We start from the raw sequence: 15,374 nt of genomic DNA, 5'->3' as shown, positions 1-15,374 counted from the left end.
GGCCTTCACGGACTTGGTACCTGACCGGACACCTTGGCCACATCCGGGCATGCCGAGGAGCCCGTCGCCGGTGTGGCCGACAGGCTCCTCGGGTCATGCAGGGAGTTCAGGCGCGGTGGAGGGTGTTGCGCCGGGATCTTCGTAGCGGATCCAAATACTGGGGCGGAATGAACTCCGGTAACCCGTCAGCCGCCATTCGGACTTGCCAGTCACCGTGGTGGATCAGCCGATGATGAAAACCGCACAGCAGCACGAGATTCCGGAGATCAGTCGGGCCACCGTCCGCCCAGTGCTCAATATGGTGGGCGTGACAGTTCTTCGGTTTCCGATGACACCCCGGGAAAGCACAGCCCCGGTCTCGGATGTTGAGGGCGCGGCGTTGGCCTGGGGTGACAAACCGTCTCAGCCGTCCCACGTCCAAGGGTTCCCCGGCGGCGTTGAGCACGACCGAGAGCATGAGGCAGTCGCAAGCGGCCATGCGCGCCTCGCGGGCGGTCATGGTCCCGACAAAATCGAGACAGGCTTTCCCGATCCCGGTCTTCAGCTCTTCCAGGCCGATGGTCACGTGCACCAACGTCCGGTACCCGCTGGTACCGTGCTGATCCGGGCTGGCGATCGCCAGATCGAGGAGCTCGGCCCAGGCATCGCCCTGGCGTTCACACTTCATCCGCAAGTCAGCCTGGCCGAACTCGTCCACCGGCCGAGGCTTCGCATACGCCTCCAGCGCGGCCGCTGTCCGGGCTCCCAGCTCGTCATCCAGCAGGCCGGTGAGTTTCCAGAACCCATCCCGACGGCGTTCAAGGGTGATTTCCCGGCGTGGCTGCTTCGGCTCGGGGTCTTTGGGTTCGTTCCCGTCGGGATCCAGCCAGCCGAGGATGTCCTCGCCAGCCTTCGTCACCTGCCGTGGACCAGCGCCACGGCCCAGGTTCCCGAGGATCTTCTCCGCACTTTCCCGATCCTCGGCCGACGTGTCCGCTGGGATCTTCCCCAAGATCTCCAGGATCTGGTCGATCCGCTCATCCCCGATCATGCCCTCGGCGGCCGCCGCACCTACAGTCGGCGCAAAGGCCGGAACCTCACTGCCATCCAAAGCACGAGTCGGGTTCAACGCGATCGCCCGCTTCACCACCGACTGCGCCTCACCCCGCGACAGCCCCGCCACATCAGCGAACCACGCCGCCGTCGACCCATAGCCATACAAGTCCTTCGAACCCCGAGACTCCACCTCCGCCAAAAACTGCCCCAGAGCAGCGGACGCGACCCGCATCAACTGCAAGAACTGCTGCACGCCATGAGCAAGCTCCAGCTTGCCGGCACGCCACAACTCCTGCGGGAGTTCGGGAAGGAAGGTCTCGGACACAACTCCATAATACACCCAAATTTCGAACACGTGTTCGTAATTTTAGGTCACCATCAACTGGCACATTTCCCACTGACGAGTGAATTAAAGGCCTTGTCATGCTGAGACCTTTACGTCCGTCGTGGCGCATCTCCCGGCGGATGCAGAGACAGCGAAACCAGCCCAGTGCCGATCACCAAGACACAGCAATCAAACCGCAGAAAATCCTTAAACCGAAGCCGCCGCCCGCACCCGCGCAGGAAGCCGGAACGCGGCGACAACACCACCGACCGCAACAAGAAGAATGAACCCGAAAACGACACCGAAAGCCAAGACCGGCCTTGCCGCGAGCGCCGCCAGGATCGCGCCGGTCACCGCCACTCCCGCCACCGCGCCCACCTGCCTGACCGTATTGAACAGACCCGAAGCGCCACCTGCCGCGTCCGGATCCACGGAAGCCATCGCGATGGCGGAAAGCGGCGACCAAGCCATGGCGTTGGCGGCTCCCAGAAGCGCGGCTCCCACCGTTATCCACCAAGGATTCAGGCCCGACACGACGACAAGACCCATGAGCAGCAAGCTCACCGCGAGCAGGCTCATGCCGAGTGTCGCCGGTCGGCGCCCGCCCACCCGATCGACCCAGCGGCCGGCCGGGGGCGACAGCAGGATCGCGACGACGGCGTCCGGAGCGAGGGCCACGGCGGCTTCGAAAGGTCCGAAACCGCGTTCTTCTTGGAGGTACAGCATGATGGGGAGCGCCATCGCGAGGACAGTCGCACCGAGGGACGCCATCGCGATGCTCGCGTTCAGGTACCCGGACGAGCGATAGAGCCGAAGGGGTGCGAGCGCGTCCGCGCCTTGGCCTCGTTCTCGAATCCAGAAACCGACGAGCAGCGCGACTGCGATCGCCGCGGCAGGCAATGACAGCGCGTCCCAGGACAGCAGGGCCCACACGAGAAGAGTCAGGCCCGCCGTGCTCAGCGCGGCACCGATCAGGTCGAACCGGGCGACACCGCCGGGGCTGCCCGGAATCAGGCGGATTCCCATGACGACCGCGATGGCGCAGAGGGGAACGTTGACCAGGAAGATCCAGCGCCAGTCGAGGCTCGCCGTCAGCAGCCCACCCAGGATCGGTCCGAGCAACGTGGCAGCGGCGGCGACGGAACCCCAGATGCCGAAAGCGCGACCTCGCTCGTCCTCGTTGAACAGCCGCCGGATCAGCGTCAGTGGTTGAGGAGACATCGCGGCCGCCGCCAGGCCTTGCAGGATCCTGAAGGCGATGAGCCACTCGATCGTGGGCGCGAGCCCGCACAGCGCGGAGGACACCGCGAAGGCCGCCATGCCGACCAGGTAGACGCGCTTCGGATCGAAGAGGTCGCCGAGCCGCCCGGCGACCAGCAGCGGGACCGAGAACGCCAGCAGGTAGCCCGCCGTCACCCAGAACAGCGCGGCGACATCCCCGCCGAGGTCGGCCTGGATCCTCGGGCTCGCCACAGCGACGATCGTCGTGTCGAGCAGGAGCACGAAGAATCCCGCGAGCAAGGCTACGAGACCACCCCATTTGGAAGCCGCTCCACCCAGTGCGCGCATACCGATCACGATAGGGCCACGGATGCCATCTGCGGTAACAAGGTCCGGCCACCTCGCGAGTTGTAAGCCGACGGCTTCCGCACGCGAAGGAGACGATCGTGAACCGGGCGGGTTCTGTATGGTTCTGGTCCTTGCTCGGCGCTTTCATCGCCGCCGCACTCGGCACCGCGATCAACTTCGCGACCGACCTCAAGACCAGTTTCCTGGCGTGGGGTCTCGTCGTCGCCTTCACCGTCGCGACCGGGCTGATCAGCGGGATTTCGCAGGTCCTCAGCCGCCGGGACGGCGAGAGCGGCGACGCGAAATCCGGCGGCACGACGAACGTCTACAACGTCCACCAATCGCAGGTCAACGTCTGGCTGGTGTTCCTGATCCTGGGCGTGTCGGGTTCTTTGCTGGCGGCCATTTTCGTGGGCGTGCACTTCGCGGGCTCCATCCAGACCGCCGGCACCCCGCTTCCCGCCGTGATCGAGCCGCGCCCGACCCCGCCACCGTCGTCGACGACCACCACGCTCCCGGTCCCCACCACGACGTCCACCGTGCCAAGGGCGGCCGCGAACGAGGACATCGCCATGTTCGTCACCGGCTACTACCGGCTGATGCCGGATACCAAGGCGGGCTGGCCGCTCATCGGGCCGAACCTCCAGCGCCGCGGCCTGAGCGATTACGAAGCCCATTGGGGCCGGATCAGCGCGGTGGACGTCCACAGCGCGTCGGCCACCTCCGCGAAGACCGTCCGGGTCCGCATCACGCTGCACTACCGCGACGGCCGCCCCTCCCCCACGGAAACCCACGAGCTGACGGTCGTTTCCCAAGACGGCCATCTCTGCATCGACGCCGACACCCTGCTCAGCGCCAAATAGCGATCGCGATCAGGCCGAAAGCCCCTTAAAGTCCCGATTCATGACCGCTCTTCCGCGCGGCGGCCGTCCCGCCGAGGCCTTGCTGACCGTCGAAGCGACCATCGACGATCGCTGGCGGCTGTTCCTCGCGGAATACGGCGTCACCACCGGCGGCAAGGAAGAATCCGACCTCGCCGAAATGGTCCTCGCCGACACCTCCGCGTTCGAATGGCGAGTGGTCGACGCCGCTCTCGACAGGCTGCGCTGCGCCAGCTGCGGCGACGGACTCGGTTCGGGTCCCACCGGCTGCGGACAGTGCGATCAGGCCAACGGGTTCCGGTTCGCGGCGATCGAGACCGACAGGCCGGCGACGCCGCCGGGGACCGAGCACGGGCTTCGTGTCGCCACCGCCGTCGCCCGCACCCGGCACCGCTACGGTGCGCGGGCCAGGTGCGGCTTCGAACTCGGGCTTCCGGGGCTCCTCGCCGGTGAACTGCCCAGTACGACCCAAGCGCAGGCGTACCGGGCAGCGATCAACAAGCTCACCGAAGAGGAATGCGAACGCGTGACCTCCTTCGAAGAGGTCGCCGAGGTCAGTAGTCGTCGCGTCCGGTGAACTGCTGTTCCAACAGCTCCGCCGAACCGGCGACGAGTTCGAGCGGGTCGGTGAACTCGTTGATGTCGAGGTTCACCAGCGGCAGGGAATGGCGCAGCACCAGATGGTCTCCCATGACCACCAGTCCCCCGACGACGATCGTGTTGCCGATCTCGGTCAGCACGGTCGCCAGGTCGACCTCGTCGACCCGCGCGAACGGCGTCGCGATCTGCACCCAGTCCTCGCGGCGGTCGAAGATCTCCCGAGCGATGACCACGGTCTGGGCCCGCTCCTCGAAATCGTCGTCGCCGTAGGACAACCGGATGCGAATTTCGTCCGGTTCGTCCTTAACCACCCGATATTCGTGCCGTACGAACGCGACCAGATCGGCCCATTCCGCCATGAATTCAGTCTCCCTCGCAGTCGAAGATCAAGACTAGCGACTACAAGGGTCGAGACACCGGGCGCGGCCCGACATCACCCGGACAGCGGCGGCCCGTACGTGTTCCGACACCGAAACTTTAGCCCTGTGGAGTGAATCGAGCGCGCGATGACCAAATCACCAGAGGTTTCAATGTCGCTCACGAACGGCCACCCGCGTCTCTCTTCGATCTTGTTGTAATCTCCTCCGGCATATTTTCGACAGGGGAGACAATGTGACGAACAACGACCATGTCAAGTCCAAAACCGACCGGGCCGGAAAGACCTCGGATCCAGCCGTGACCGCGGCGCTTGTCAGTCGGCGCGGAGCGATTATGGCGGCCGCGATAACCGCGGTGTTGGGCCTGGTCGGCGCGATAGTCGTGGCACTCATCAACACCGGTTCGCAACCGGCGAAAGGCGCCGAGGCCCAAGGTTCGCCGTCCACGTCCGGGTCGTCGTCGCAAGCCGCCTCCGGCACACAACCGCAGGAGGACAAGCCTGCCGAAGGCGTCCCCGAGCAGGTCAAGATCGATGCGGGCACGGGGGCCGACCTCGACGGATCCCGCGTCGCCCCGGTCTCCGCCACGGGGCCCAATGGCGATATCGACCTCTTCTACGACGGGGGCAATCTGACGTCCAATCGTTCGGGCTTGTTCTACTACTACGGAACCGAGCAGGAAGCCAAAGTGGCATGCCCGAAGATCGTTTCCGAGGGAAAGGACGTGGTCCCGGGGCCGGAGGTGATTTCGACCGGCGGGAAACATTGCTTGAGGACGTCCAAGGGGACGGTCGGCTGGATCGGCGTCAATGACGTCAAGATCGACGACAATTCCGGCTACATCGTGCTCAATTACAAGCTTTTCCGCTAGTCGGATGATTTCTCGCGAACGAGAGTCGCGAGAGCCACGTTCGGGACACCTGACGTCCCGAACGTGGCTTTCGCGACACCACCCGACCGCCGGAGATCAGCCGCCGGCAGGCAGCCCCGCCCGCGCTTCCTGCGACGTCAGTGGCCGCAGCGACAGCGTGTACTCGTAGGTGCGGTCCTGCCGCACCTGACTGCGTTCCCGCACCGGGTTGGGCGTGTCCCCGACCCCGGTCACCGCGTGGCTCGCGTGCAGGGTGAACCAGCCCTTGTTGCGTTGCAACTGGAACGGATACGCCGCCCGGTCGAGGTCGTCGAACGGCGTCACGCTGACGTCGTTCGCTCCCCCGACCAGCAGGCCGCCGGTCCGGCCGTCGGTGAGCAGCGCCCACCGGCTGTCGGTGTGATTGCCGTGATCCTGCGGCCGGTGGTACTCGACGTATTGCTGATCCACCGTGCTCGACTGCACTCCGATCGGCGTGCCGTCCTTGCGGTCGACATAGCTCTCGGCCTTCCGCCCGTACCAGGCGAAGCGGTCGTAGCGGTCCGGCACCGCCAGCGAGACACCGATCCGGGGCAGGTACGGCAGAGTGCGCACGCTCCCCTGCGGCACTACGCGATTCCCGAGACTCAAGGTCCCGGTCCGGTCGACGGTGTAGGTCATCGTCTGGTCGAACCACGCCCCGGTGACGTCCGGCGCCGCGACCCGGCTGTCCACGATCACCCGCACGCTTCGCGAGCCGTCCTTCTCGACCCGGACCCCCGTGACGGTGGTCTTCAACCGGTCCAGCCCGGCCTTGCGCCAGTCCTCACCCTCGGCCCGGCCCCAGGCGAAGGTCTCGTTGCTGATGGGTGCCCGCCACGCGTCGAGCTTCGGCCCGCCGGTGAGCAGTTCCTTGCCCTGATGCCGGATGGACGTCAGCGCGCCGGTGGCTTTGTCCACTTCGTACACGACCCCGGCCGCCGAAGCTGTCACCGAAGCCGCGTCTTCGACGACGTCGACGGACTTCCCCTCGAGCGGCGTGCGGTCCAGGCCCGGGACTCGCTTCCCACCCAGGGAGAACTGGTCGTGCGCCAGGACATGACCTCGCGCGAGCATGGGCTCGCCCTGGGTCGTCACGGCCTCGACGGTGAGGAACCGCTCGCGGTCCGCGGGATTCGGCGGCACCGGCAGGGAGATCTGTCCGGTCGAACCGGCACCGACCCGCAACGGCTGCTCGCCGCGCGTCACGGTTCGAGAGCCTTCGGAGATCCGCCACCGCAGGTTCAGCTCGTCGGTGCCCTTGAACTGCCGTTCACTGGTCACCGACAACGCGCCGCCGGAGTAGGCGAACCGGAGCGGCTGGTGCGCCCACGCCATCTGCGCGGTCTCCGGTTGCGCCGAACGGTCCGAGCCGATCAGACCGTCCACACCGGACAGACTGGAGCCGTAGGACAGATGAGTCCCCTGGTCCGCCACGCTGTCGAAGTCCAGCGCCAAAACAGCGCCACCCACCGGATTGGCACCGGACAACTCCGCGGCGGACAGTGGCTTGTCGTAGATGCGGACGTCGTCGACGGCGCCTCGTCCCATCCAGCCGATGTTCGACGGGTCGTTCCACGACGTCTCGAAGTCACGGCCGACGTTGACCTCGGCCGAAGAAGAGTCGATCGCGCCGGTGAACGGCTTGCTCCCGATCTCCTTGCCGTCGAGGTAGAGCCGCAGGGCCGTGCCGTCATACGTACCACTAACCCGGTGCCAGTCACCGTAGAAGTCGGCGGGCACCTTGGCCTGGACCGCCTGCCAAGTTCCACTGTGGATGAAGAACTCCAGGGTGTCCTTCGTCTTCATCTTCAGCGCGTACTGGTGGTCGCCCTTGCCGAGGATGCGGAAGTCACCGGTCCACTTCCCCGGCTTCACCCAGGCGTCGAGGGTCAGTGCCTTACCGGTGATGTCGAGTTTCCGGTCGCGGTAGACCTCGACGAAATCGTCGAATCCGGACAGGGCCAGCGCCTTGCCTCGATGACCGTCGACGAGATCCGGCTTGCCGGTCACGTGCGCCGAGATGCCGTTGCCGGACGAATCCGGCGTGGTCCGAATCCGCTGCCGGATGTTCTGCTCCGCCCAATCCCAAATGAACCCGCCCTGGGTCTGCGGATTCGCCCGGATCGTGTCCCAGAACTCCCGGAAGTTCCCCAGGCTGTTGCCCATCGCGTGGGCGTACTCGCCGAAGATCAGCGGTTTCGTCGTGCTCTTCGCCTGTTCGGCGAACTTCTCCGGGGACGGGTACCTCGGCCCCCAGACGTCGGCGAAGGGCGCGTCGCCGTCGGGGCTGTTGGACTGGTGGTAGATCGGCCGGGTCGGCTCGTTCGCCTTCAGCCAGTCCGCCAGCGCGAAGTGATGCGCGCCGAGACCGGCCTCGTTGCCGGTGTCCCAGAGGAAGACGCTCGGATGGTTCTTGTCCCGCTCGACCATGCCGATCATGCGGTCGAAGAACGCGTCACGCCAGGCCGGGTCGTTCGCCTGGCAGTAGCTCGCGCAGTTCTCGTGGTTGTGGGTCTCGATGTCGATCTCGTCGTCGATCCAGAGCCCGTTCCGGTCGGCCAGTTCGTAGAAGTAGGGGTCGGACGGGTAATGCGAGGTACGGACGGCGTTGACGTTGAGCTGCTTCATCAGCGCGACGTCGCGCTCCTGCGCGGCACGAGGCACGTACCTGCCGTGATCGGGATCGGTCTCCGCGCGGTTGACGCCCTTGAACAGCACGCGCTTCCCGTTGACCAGCAGCTGTTTGTCGCGGATCTCGATCTCGCGGAACCCGACCGTCTCGCTGGTGATGTGCGTGACCCGGCCGTCGGGCGCGGTCAGCGTGAGGACGGCCGTGTAGAGGTTCGGTGTCTCGTCGGTCCATTTCGCGGGGTCGCGGACGGGCAGGCTCAGCGACGTCTTGCCGCCTGCCTCGACTTCGCCGCTCGTGACCCCGACTTCCTTGCCCGCCGTGTCGCGCAGGCTCAGTCCGACGCGGTGCTTGCCCGTCGTCCCGCCGGGTTTGGTGGCGACCTCGACGGCGGCCTTGAGGGTGGCGTCGGTGTAGGTCGCGTCGAGGTCGGTCGTCAGCCCGACGTCCTGGATGAACGTCCCCGGTGCGGAATGCAGGGTCACCGAGCGGAAGATGCCCGAGTACCGCCACTGGTCGACGTCCTCCAGGTAGGCGCCCGCGCTCCAGCGGTGCACCTGCACGGCGATCCGGTTCGGCCCCGGCCTCAACGCGGACGAGATGTCGAACTCCGCCGGCGTGTAGCCGCCCTGGTCGTAGCCGATGTACTTCCCGTTGACCCAGACGAAGTACGCCGACGTCACCCCGTCGAACCGAAGGAACGTCTCGCGTTTCGTCCAGTCCGCGGGCAGGTCGAAGTCGCGGACGTAGGCGCCGGTCGGGTTGACGTCGCGCGGGACGCGCGGCGGGTCGTCGGGCTGGATCTCGGTGGCGATGTTGCGGAAGATCGGATGGTCGAGGCCGTCCGTCTGCCACGTGTGCGGCACGGACACCTCGCGCCAGCTCGACACGTCGTAACCGTCGTCGTGGAATCCCGCCGGGACCTGTGCCGGGTTGTCCGCCATCGCGATCCGCCATTTGCCGTCGAGAGAGCGGCTGTACGGGCTCCGCTCGTCTCCGCGAGCGGCGGCGGACACGTCGGCGTACGGGCGCAGGAAGGCATGCGCCGGCTCCTGTCCTTCCGCCACTTTCCGTGGATCGTCGAGGTAGGACTGGACGTCTCCTGGTGGTCCGTCGGCGGCGGCGGGCGATCCGGCGCCTGCCAGGGACCCGGCGGCGACCATCAGGCTCAAGACGACGAGGCGTATGCGCGGCACTGCGTTACCTCCCGATGAGGGACCGTCGGCTGATGACCGACTCCTCGACGATCTCGTAAATCGTCACCAGGAGGAAGACCGAGATCGAATTCAGCTGGAGGCGCGACGCGTGAGCGAGACCGGCAAGATCCGCTGGCGGGGCTTGAGATCACGGTCGTCCATCACCGCGAGCAGCGTCTCGACCATCGCGTGGACCTGCTCCCGCGGATCCTGGTGGACCGACGTCAGCGGCGGGTCCATCTCCGGTGCCAGCGTCGCGTTGTCGTCGAAGCTGACGACCGCGACGTCCGACGGGATCCGCCGTCCGGCGGAATGCAGGGTGCGGAGCGCGCCGAGGGCCATCATGTCGCTCGCCACGAAGACGGCGTCGAGGTCGGGACGCCGCGCGAGCAGGTTCGACATCCCCTTCGCCCCGCCTGTCAGCGTGAAGTCGCCTTCTTCGACCAGGCCCGTCGGGTCGAGTCCCGCGTCGAGCAGGGTCTTGCGCCAGCCGGAAAGCCGGTCGATCGCCGCGCTCTGGTCTTGCGGGCCGGCGATCGTGGCGATCCGGCGATGCCCGGACTCGACCAGATGCGCGACCGCCAGCTTCGCGCCGCCCTCGTTGTCGAAGTCGACGACGTGGACACCACGTTTGAGCCCGGCCGCCTGCCCGCCGTACACCACCGGGATCCTCAACTGCCGCAACGCCTTGGGCAGCGGGTCGGTCCGGTGCGGCGCGAACACCAGCACGCCGTCGACATGCCCGCCGTCCAGGAACCGCACCGTGCGTTCGAGGTCCTCCCGGGTGTCGCTGAAGATCAAGACCATCTGGCAGCCGACGTCGGCGAGTTCTCGATAGCCCGCTCGCATGACCGCGGTGCGGTACGGGTCGTCGAGCAGCCGTGCCTCCGGCTCCGACAGCACGACCGCGACCGCCCCGGTCCGCCTGGTCACCAGGGACCGCGCCGCCTGGTTCGGGGAGTAGCCCAGTTCGCGGGCAGCGGCCTGGACCCTCTCTCGCGAACGCGCGCTGACGTAGCCGTCGTCGTTCAGCGCCCGGGACGCCGTCGACCGGCTGACCCCGGCGGACGCGGCGACGTCTTCCAGCGTCGGCCTGCCGTCTTCCTCTGGTCGAGCCCCCACCCGCGTCACCTTCACCCTTCAGCGCCATCCGGACACCGACAGCTTAGTGTCCGGCGGCCGTCGGCACTGAGAGCGCTCCCGTAGGCGGAAACACTCTCATTACAAGCTCTTGACACGATCTCGCCTCGGGGGACAAACTCTGCGCATCCCTGGGAGCGCTCCCAGTTTCTCCTTCACCCCATCAGCAAGGGACAAAGACGTGAGAAGGATCCGGAACGGCCTGGTGCTGACACTGGGTATCACGATGACGGTCGGCCTGGCGGCGTGCGGTGGTGACGACGGCGGGACACCCGCCGCGTCGGATCCGAACGCGAAGGTCGAGCTGTCGCTGGCGACGTTCACCGAGTTCGGCTACGAGGCGCTCATTCCCGAGTACGAACGGCTGCACCCGAACATCAAGATCACCCACCGGAAAACCGGCCAGGGCGGGCCGTATCACCAGGATCTGATCACGAAACTGGCAGCGGGTTCCGGCCTCGCCGACGTCACCGCGGTCGAGGAAGGGCATCTGTCCAACGTCCTCGACAAGGGTTCGAAGTTCAACGACCTGCCCGGGATCGGCCCGGCGGACGCCTCCCCCGACCGCTGGCTCGGCTGGAAGTACGACGCGGCGAAGACCAAGGACGGCAAGGTCATCGGCTACGGCACGGACATCGGCCCGCTGGCCATGTGCTACCGCAAGGACATGCTGGAGGCGGCGGGCCTGCCGTCCGACCCCGAAGCCGTCAAACCGCTGTTCGCGACCTGGGACAGCTACTTCGCCGCGGGCGATCAGTACGTCGCGAAGACCGGCGGGAAGGCGTGGTTCGACTCGGCCGCGCAGAACTTCAACGCCATGGTCAACCAGCTCCCCACCGGCTACATCGGACCCGACGACAAGCCGACACTGGATTCGAACCAGGGCATCAAGGACGCCTGGACGAAGGTGACCGGCGCTGTCGCGAAAGGACAGTCGGCCAAGCTGACCGCGTTCAGCAACGAGTGGAACTCCGGGTTCAAGCAGGGCGCGTTCGCCACGAAGGTGTGCCCCGCGTGGATGCTCGGCGTGATCGAGGAGCACTCCGGTCCGGAGAACGCCGGCAAGTGGGCGGTCACCGCGGCCTTCCCCGGTGGCGGCGGGAACTGGGGCGGTTCGTACCTGACCGTGCCCACGCAGTCGAAGCATCCGAAGGAGGCGGCCGAACTCGCCGCCTGGCTGACCGCGCCCGAGCAGCAGATCAAGGCGTTCCAGGCGAAGGGCACCTTCCCCAGTCAGGTCAAGGCGCTGGAGGACCCGGCGCTGCTGAGCGAGACCGACGCCTACTTCGGCGGGGCGAAGATCGGCCGGTTGTTCGCCGAGCAGGCCAAGAAGGTCGCCAAACCGCAGTACAAGGGCCCCGGTGACGGCCAGATCCAGGAGAACGCGTCGAGCCCGGCGCTCCAAGCCGTCGAGCAGGGCAAATCGCCCGACGAGGGCTGGACGCAACTGCTCGACGCCGCGAAGAAGATCACGCGCTGACCGATGACCGTCGTCGACAAGATCAAGCCTGACGAGGCGAAGGCCGGGGCGCGTACGTCGCCCCGGCCCACCCTCCGCCACCGGCTCAGCCGTTGGGACGTCAAAGTCTCGCCGTACCTCTACATCGCCCCGTTCTTCGTGGTCTTCGGGATCGTCGGGCTGTTCCCGCTGCTGTACACGGCATACGTGTCGCTGTTCAGCTGGGAAGCGGGCGACGACGATCCGGATTTCATCGGGCTGGACAACTTCAAGGAACTGTTCGCCGACACGCAGTTCTGGAACGCGCTCGAGAACACCGTCAGCATCTTCCTGCTCTCCAGCGTCCCCCAGCTGATCATCGCGGTGCTCCTGGCGGCGTTGCTCAGCGCCCGGCTGCGCGGGGCGACCGGCTGGCGGGTCGGGGTCCTGCTCCCCTACGCCGCGAGCCTGGTGGCGCTCGGGATCATCTTCGCGAACCTGTTCGGACCGAAGTACGGCCTGGTCAACGGCCTGTTGCAGACGATCGGACTGGACCCGGTCGACTGGCAGGCCGACCGGTTCAGCAGCCATGTCGCGATCGCGATCATGGTGAACTGGCGCTGGACCGGTTACAACGCGCTGATCGTCCTGGCGGCCATGCAGGCCATCCCGAAGGAACTGCACGAGGCCGCCGTCATCGACGGCGCGGGCCCGGCACGCCGGTTCCGCAGTATCACCCTGCCGTTGCTGAAGCCGACGCTGATCTTCGTCACGATCACCTCGACGATCGGCGGCTTGCAGATCTTCACCGAGCCCAAGCTGTTCGACGCCATGCCGGGGTCGAACAACGGCGGTTCGTCCAACCAGTTCCAGACGGTGACGCTGTACCTGTACCAAACGGCCTTCGAGAACTACGAACTCGGCTACGCCTCCGCGATCGCGTGGGTGCTGTTCCTGATCATCGTGCTGATCGCGCTGGTGAACTTCTTCCTCACCGGGAGGCTCGCGGCGGTGAAGAAGAAATGACCACACTCGAACCGAGGGTCTCGGCCCTGGGCAAACCGCGCCGAGCGACCTACGTCGTGCTGACGATCTTCGTGCTGGGCTCGCTCTTCCCGTTCTACTGGTCGTTCCTGGTGGCGAGCCGGGACAGCGGGATGCTCACCGAGCGGGTCCCGCCGTTCCTGCCGGGCGGGAACTTCTTCGCCAACGCGGCGCGCGTGTTCGACACCGTCTCGTTCTGGAAAGCGCTGGGGAACAGCCTGATCGTGTCCGGCACGGTCACGCTCACCACGGTGCTGTTCTCGGCGCTGGCCGGGTTCGCGTTCGCCAAACTGCGGTTCCGCGGCCGGAACGGGTTGTTCGTGTTCATCGTCGTCACGCTCGCCGTGCCGACCCAGCTCGGGGTCATCCCGTTGTTCATGGCGATGTCGGAGTTCGGCTGGGCGGGCGGGCTCCAGTCGGTGATCGTGCCCAACCTGGTGACCGCGTTCGGCGTCTTCTGGATGCGCCAGTACACGGTGGACGCGGTGCCGTACGAACTGATCGAGGCGGCGCGGGTCGACGGGTGCAGCATGATCCGGATCTTCTGGAACGTCTGCCTGCCCGCGGTCCGCCCGGCGGCGGCGATCCTGGCGATGTTCACGTTCATGACCTCGTGGAACGACTTCCTCTGGCCGCTCGTCGTGCTGGACGCCGGAAATCCCACGGTCCAGCTGGCACTGGAGAAGCTCCAGAGCGGCTACTACGTCGACTATTCGCTGGTGCTGGCCGGAACCACCCTGGCCACCATCCCGATCCTCATCGTCTTCCTCCTCCTCGGCCGCCAGATCGTGGCCGGGATCATGCAAGGTGCCGTGAAAGGGTGACCATGTCCGCTCATCCCGACAGTGTCCGGGCGAAGACCGCGCTGCTGTTCCCGCCCGGATTCGTGTGGGGCGCCGCCACCGCGGCCTTCCAGGTCGAAGGCGCCACGGCCGTCGACGGCCGCACCGACTCGATCTGGGACGTCTTCGCCCGCAGGCCGGGGGCCGTGGTCGGCGGCGACACCGGCGAACCGGGGGCCGATCATTACCGGCGCTACGCCGAAGACGTCGACCTGATGCGGCGGCTCGGGCTCGGGGCGTACCGGTTCTCCCTGTCGTGGCCGCGGATCCGGCCCGACGGCGGTGCCCCGAATCCTGAGGGAATCGCGTTCTACGACCGGCTCGTCGACAGGCTTCTCGAAGCGGGCGTCGAGCCCTGGGCGACGCTGTACCACTGGGATCTCCCTCAAACGCTGGAAGACGAGGGCGGCTGGGCCACTCGCGAGACCGCCTTCCGGTTCGCCGAGTACGCCGAAACGATCGTGGCGCGGCTGGGCGACCGGGTGACGCGCTGGTCCACCCTGAACGAGCCGTGGTGTGCCGCGATGCTGGGCTACGCGCGAGGGATCCACGCTCCCGGCAGGAAGGAGCCCCGGGCCGCCGTCGCGGCCGCGCACCATCTCCTGCTGGGGCACGGGCTGGCGATGGACGTCCTGCGGCGGCACGCGCCGGCGGCGTCGTCCGGGGTGACCTTGAACCTGTACCCGGTGTCCGCGACGGACCCTTCGTCCACTGTGGACGCCGAGGCGGCACGCCGGGTCGACGGTCTTCAGAACCGGCTCTTCCTCGACCCCGTGCTTCGCGGCTCCTACCCCGCGGACCTGCTCGCCGACCTCGCTCCGCTGGGGATCGGCGAGCTCGTGCGAGACGGCGATCTCGCGACCATCGCCGCCCCGGTCGATTGGCTGGGCATCAACTACTACCGCGGCTATCAGGTCGCGGGCACTCCCCTGCCCGGCAGCGAACCGGCGGGCGACGACTGGCTCGGTGCCCCCGATGTCCATTTCGTGCCCGACGAGGCGGCGTCGCGCACCGACTCGGGCTGGGAGGTTCAGCCTTCGCGGCTCACCGATTGCCTCCTGCGGGTCCATCGCGAGTATCGGCCGGTCCCGTTGTACATCACCGAAAACGGCGCGTCCTATCCGGACGTCGTCGTCGGCGGGGAGATCGCGGACACCGACCGGATCGCCTTCCTCGACTCGCATCTGCGTGCCGCGTACGAGGCGATCGAGGCGGGTGTCGACCTGCGCGGGTACTTCTACTGGTCGTTGCTCGACAATTTCGAGTGGGCCGAGGGGTACGCCAAACGGTTCGGCCTCGTGCACGTCGACTACGCCACCCAGCGGCGGACGCCGAAGCAGAGCGCGCTCTGGTACGCCAGGGCGATCAGGCTGAACGGGCTGGGCTGAGACGGCGTCATGCAGGGT

The 15,374-nt window shown here is 66.9% G+C and carries 12 protein-coding genes; 7 read left to right on the top strand and 5 right to left on the bottom strand.

Going from position 1 to position 15,374, the window contains the following annotated elements:
- Positions 1-106: 106 nt before the first annotated feature.
- Both CFP71_RS22070 and CFP71_RS22065 read right to left on the bottom strand, forming a co-directional pair.
- Positions 107-1,360, bottom strand: a complete 1,254-nt coding sequence (locus tag CFP71_RS22070) for a DUF222 domain-containing protein (protein ID WP_093935839.1) — start codon at positions 1,358-1,360, stop codon at positions 107-109.
- A gap of 207 nt (positions 1,361-1,567) precedes the next feature.
- Positions 1,568-2,929, bottom strand: a complete 1,362-nt coding sequence (locus CFP71_RS22065; RefSeq protein ID WP_093935815.1) for an MFS transporter — start codon at positions 2,927-2,929, stop codon at positions 1,568-1,570.
- Between the two features lie 98 nt (positions 2,930-3,027).
- On the opposite strand from CFP71_RS22065, the gene CFP71_RS22060 reads away from it, so the two are divergent.
- Both CFP71_RS22060 and CFP71_RS22055 read left to right on the top strand, forming a co-directional pair.
- Positions 3,028-3,792 carry a serine/threonine protein kinase gene (locus tag CFP71_RS22060; protein ID WP_093935813.1) on the top strand — a complete coding sequence of 255 codons (765 nt, stop codon included), beginning with the start codon at positions 3,028-3,030 and terminating at the stop codon, positions 3,790-3,792.
- A gap of 40 nt (positions 3,793-3,832) precedes the next feature.
- A complete protein-coding gene (locus CFP71_RS22055; protein WP_093935811.1) occupies positions 3,833-4,387 on the top strand; it encodes a hypothetical protein in 555 nt (184 codons plus the stop codon).
- Here CFP71_RS22055 and CFP71_RS22050 read toward each other — a convergent pair.
- Positions 4,365-4,769, bottom strand: coding sequence for a hypothetical protein (locus CFP71_RS22050; RefSeq protein WP_093935809.1), 405 nt, complete (start codon positions 4,767-4,769; stop codon positions 4,365-4,367). The two genes, CFP71_RS22055 and CFP71_RS22050, sit on opposite strands and share 23 nt — an antisense overlap.
- Before the next feature lie 253 nt (positions 4,770-5,022).
- On the opposite strand from CFP71_RS22050, the gene CFP71_RS22045 reads away from it, so the two are divergent.
- Positions 5,023-5,658, top strand: a complete 636-nt coding sequence (locus tag CFP71_RS22045; protein ID WP_093935808.1) for a hypothetical protein — start codon at positions 5,023-5,025, stop codon at positions 5,656-5,658.
- A gap of 96 nt (positions 5,659-5,754) precedes the next feature.
- On the opposite strand, the gene CFP71_RS22040 is transcribed toward CFP71_RS22045, so the two are convergent.
- A complete protein-coding gene (locus tag CFP71_RS22040; RefSeq protein WP_093935807.1) occupies positions 5,755-9,504 on the bottom strand; it encodes a glycoside hydrolase family 2 TIM barrel-domain containing protein in 3,750 nt (1,249 codons plus the stop codon).
- Positions 9,505-9,594: 90 nt separating this feature from the next.
- Entirely contained in the window at positions 9,595-10,641 is a 1,047-nt protein-coding gene (locus CFP71_RS22035) for a LacI family DNA-binding transcriptional regulator (RefSeq protein ID WP_167406226.1), read from the bottom strand.
- Between the two features lie 184 nt (positions 10,642-10,825).
- Between CFP71_RS22035 and CFP71_RS22030 the strand changes: the two genes are divergently transcribed.
- The 4 genes from CFP71_RS22030 to CFP71_RS22015 are packed head-to-tail and all read left to right on the top strand — an operon-like array spanning position 10,826 to position 15,356.
- Positions 10,826-12,124 carry an ABC transporter substrate-binding protein gene (locus tag CFP71_RS22030; protein WP_093935805.1) on the top strand — a complete coding sequence of 433 codons (1,299 nt, stop codon included), beginning with the start codon at positions 10,826-10,828 and terminating at the stop codon, positions 12,122-12,124.
- A gap of 3 nt (positions 12,125-12,127) precedes the next feature.
- Positions 12,128-13,108 carry a carbohydrate ABC transporter permease gene (locus CFP71_RS22025; protein WP_093935804.1) on the top strand — a complete coding sequence of 327 codons (981 nt, stop codon included), beginning with the start codon at positions 12,128-12,130 and terminating at the stop codon, positions 13,106-13,108.
- Positions 13,105-13,950 (top strand): carbohydrate ABC transporter permease, encoded by an 846-nt coding sequence (locus CFP71_RS22020; RefSeq protein WP_093935802.1) that lies wholly within the window; start codon positions 13,105-13,107, stop codon positions 13,948-13,950. Before CFP71_RS22025 ends, CFP71_RS22020 begins: the two co-directional genes overlap by 4 nt.
- A 2-nt stretch (positions 13,951-13,952) precedes the next feature.
- A complete protein-coding gene (locus CFP71_RS22015) occupies positions 13,953-15,356 on the top strand; it encodes a GH1 family beta-glucosidase (protein WP_208636007.1) in 1,404 nt (467 codons plus the stop codon).
- The last annotated feature ends 18 nt before the right edge of the window (positions 15,357-15,374 follow it).

The organism is Amycolatopsis thailandensis, from assembly GCF_002234405.1.
In the GTDB taxonomy this organism is placed as follows: domain Bacteria; phylum Actinomycetota; class Actinomycetes; order Mycobacteriales; family Pseudonocardiaceae; genus Amycolatopsis; species Amycolatopsis thailandensis.
The sequence above is the reverse complement of the archived record's forward strand: the minus strand, read 5'-3'. Positions and strand labels throughout refer to the sequence as shown.

Coding starts and splice junctions, on each gene's coding strand:
- CFP71_RS22065 (WP_093935815.1), bottom strand. CDS start 2,929: ATGCGCGCACTGGGTGGAGCGGCTTCCAAATGGGGTGGTCTCGTAGCC.
- CFP71_RS22055 (WP_093935811.1), top strand. CDS start 3,833: ATGACCGCTCTTCCGCGCGGCGGCCGTCCCGCCGAGGCCTTGCTGACC.
- CFP71_RS22050 (WP_093935809.1), bottom strand. CDS start 4,769: ATGGCGGAATGGGCCGATCTGGTCGCGTTCGTACGGCACGAATATCGG.
- CFP71_RS22025 (WP_093935804.1), top strand. CDS start 12,128: ATGACCGTCGTCGACAAGATCAAGCCTGACGAGGCGAAGGCCGGGGCG.
- CFP71_RS22020 (WP_093935802.1), top strand. CDS start 13,105: ATGACCACACTCGAACCGAGGGTCTCGGCCCTGGGCAAACCGCGCCGA.
- CFP71_RS22015 (WP_208636007.1), top strand. CDS start 13,953: ATGTCCGCTCATCCCGACAGTGTCCGGGCGAAGACCGCGCTGCTGTTC.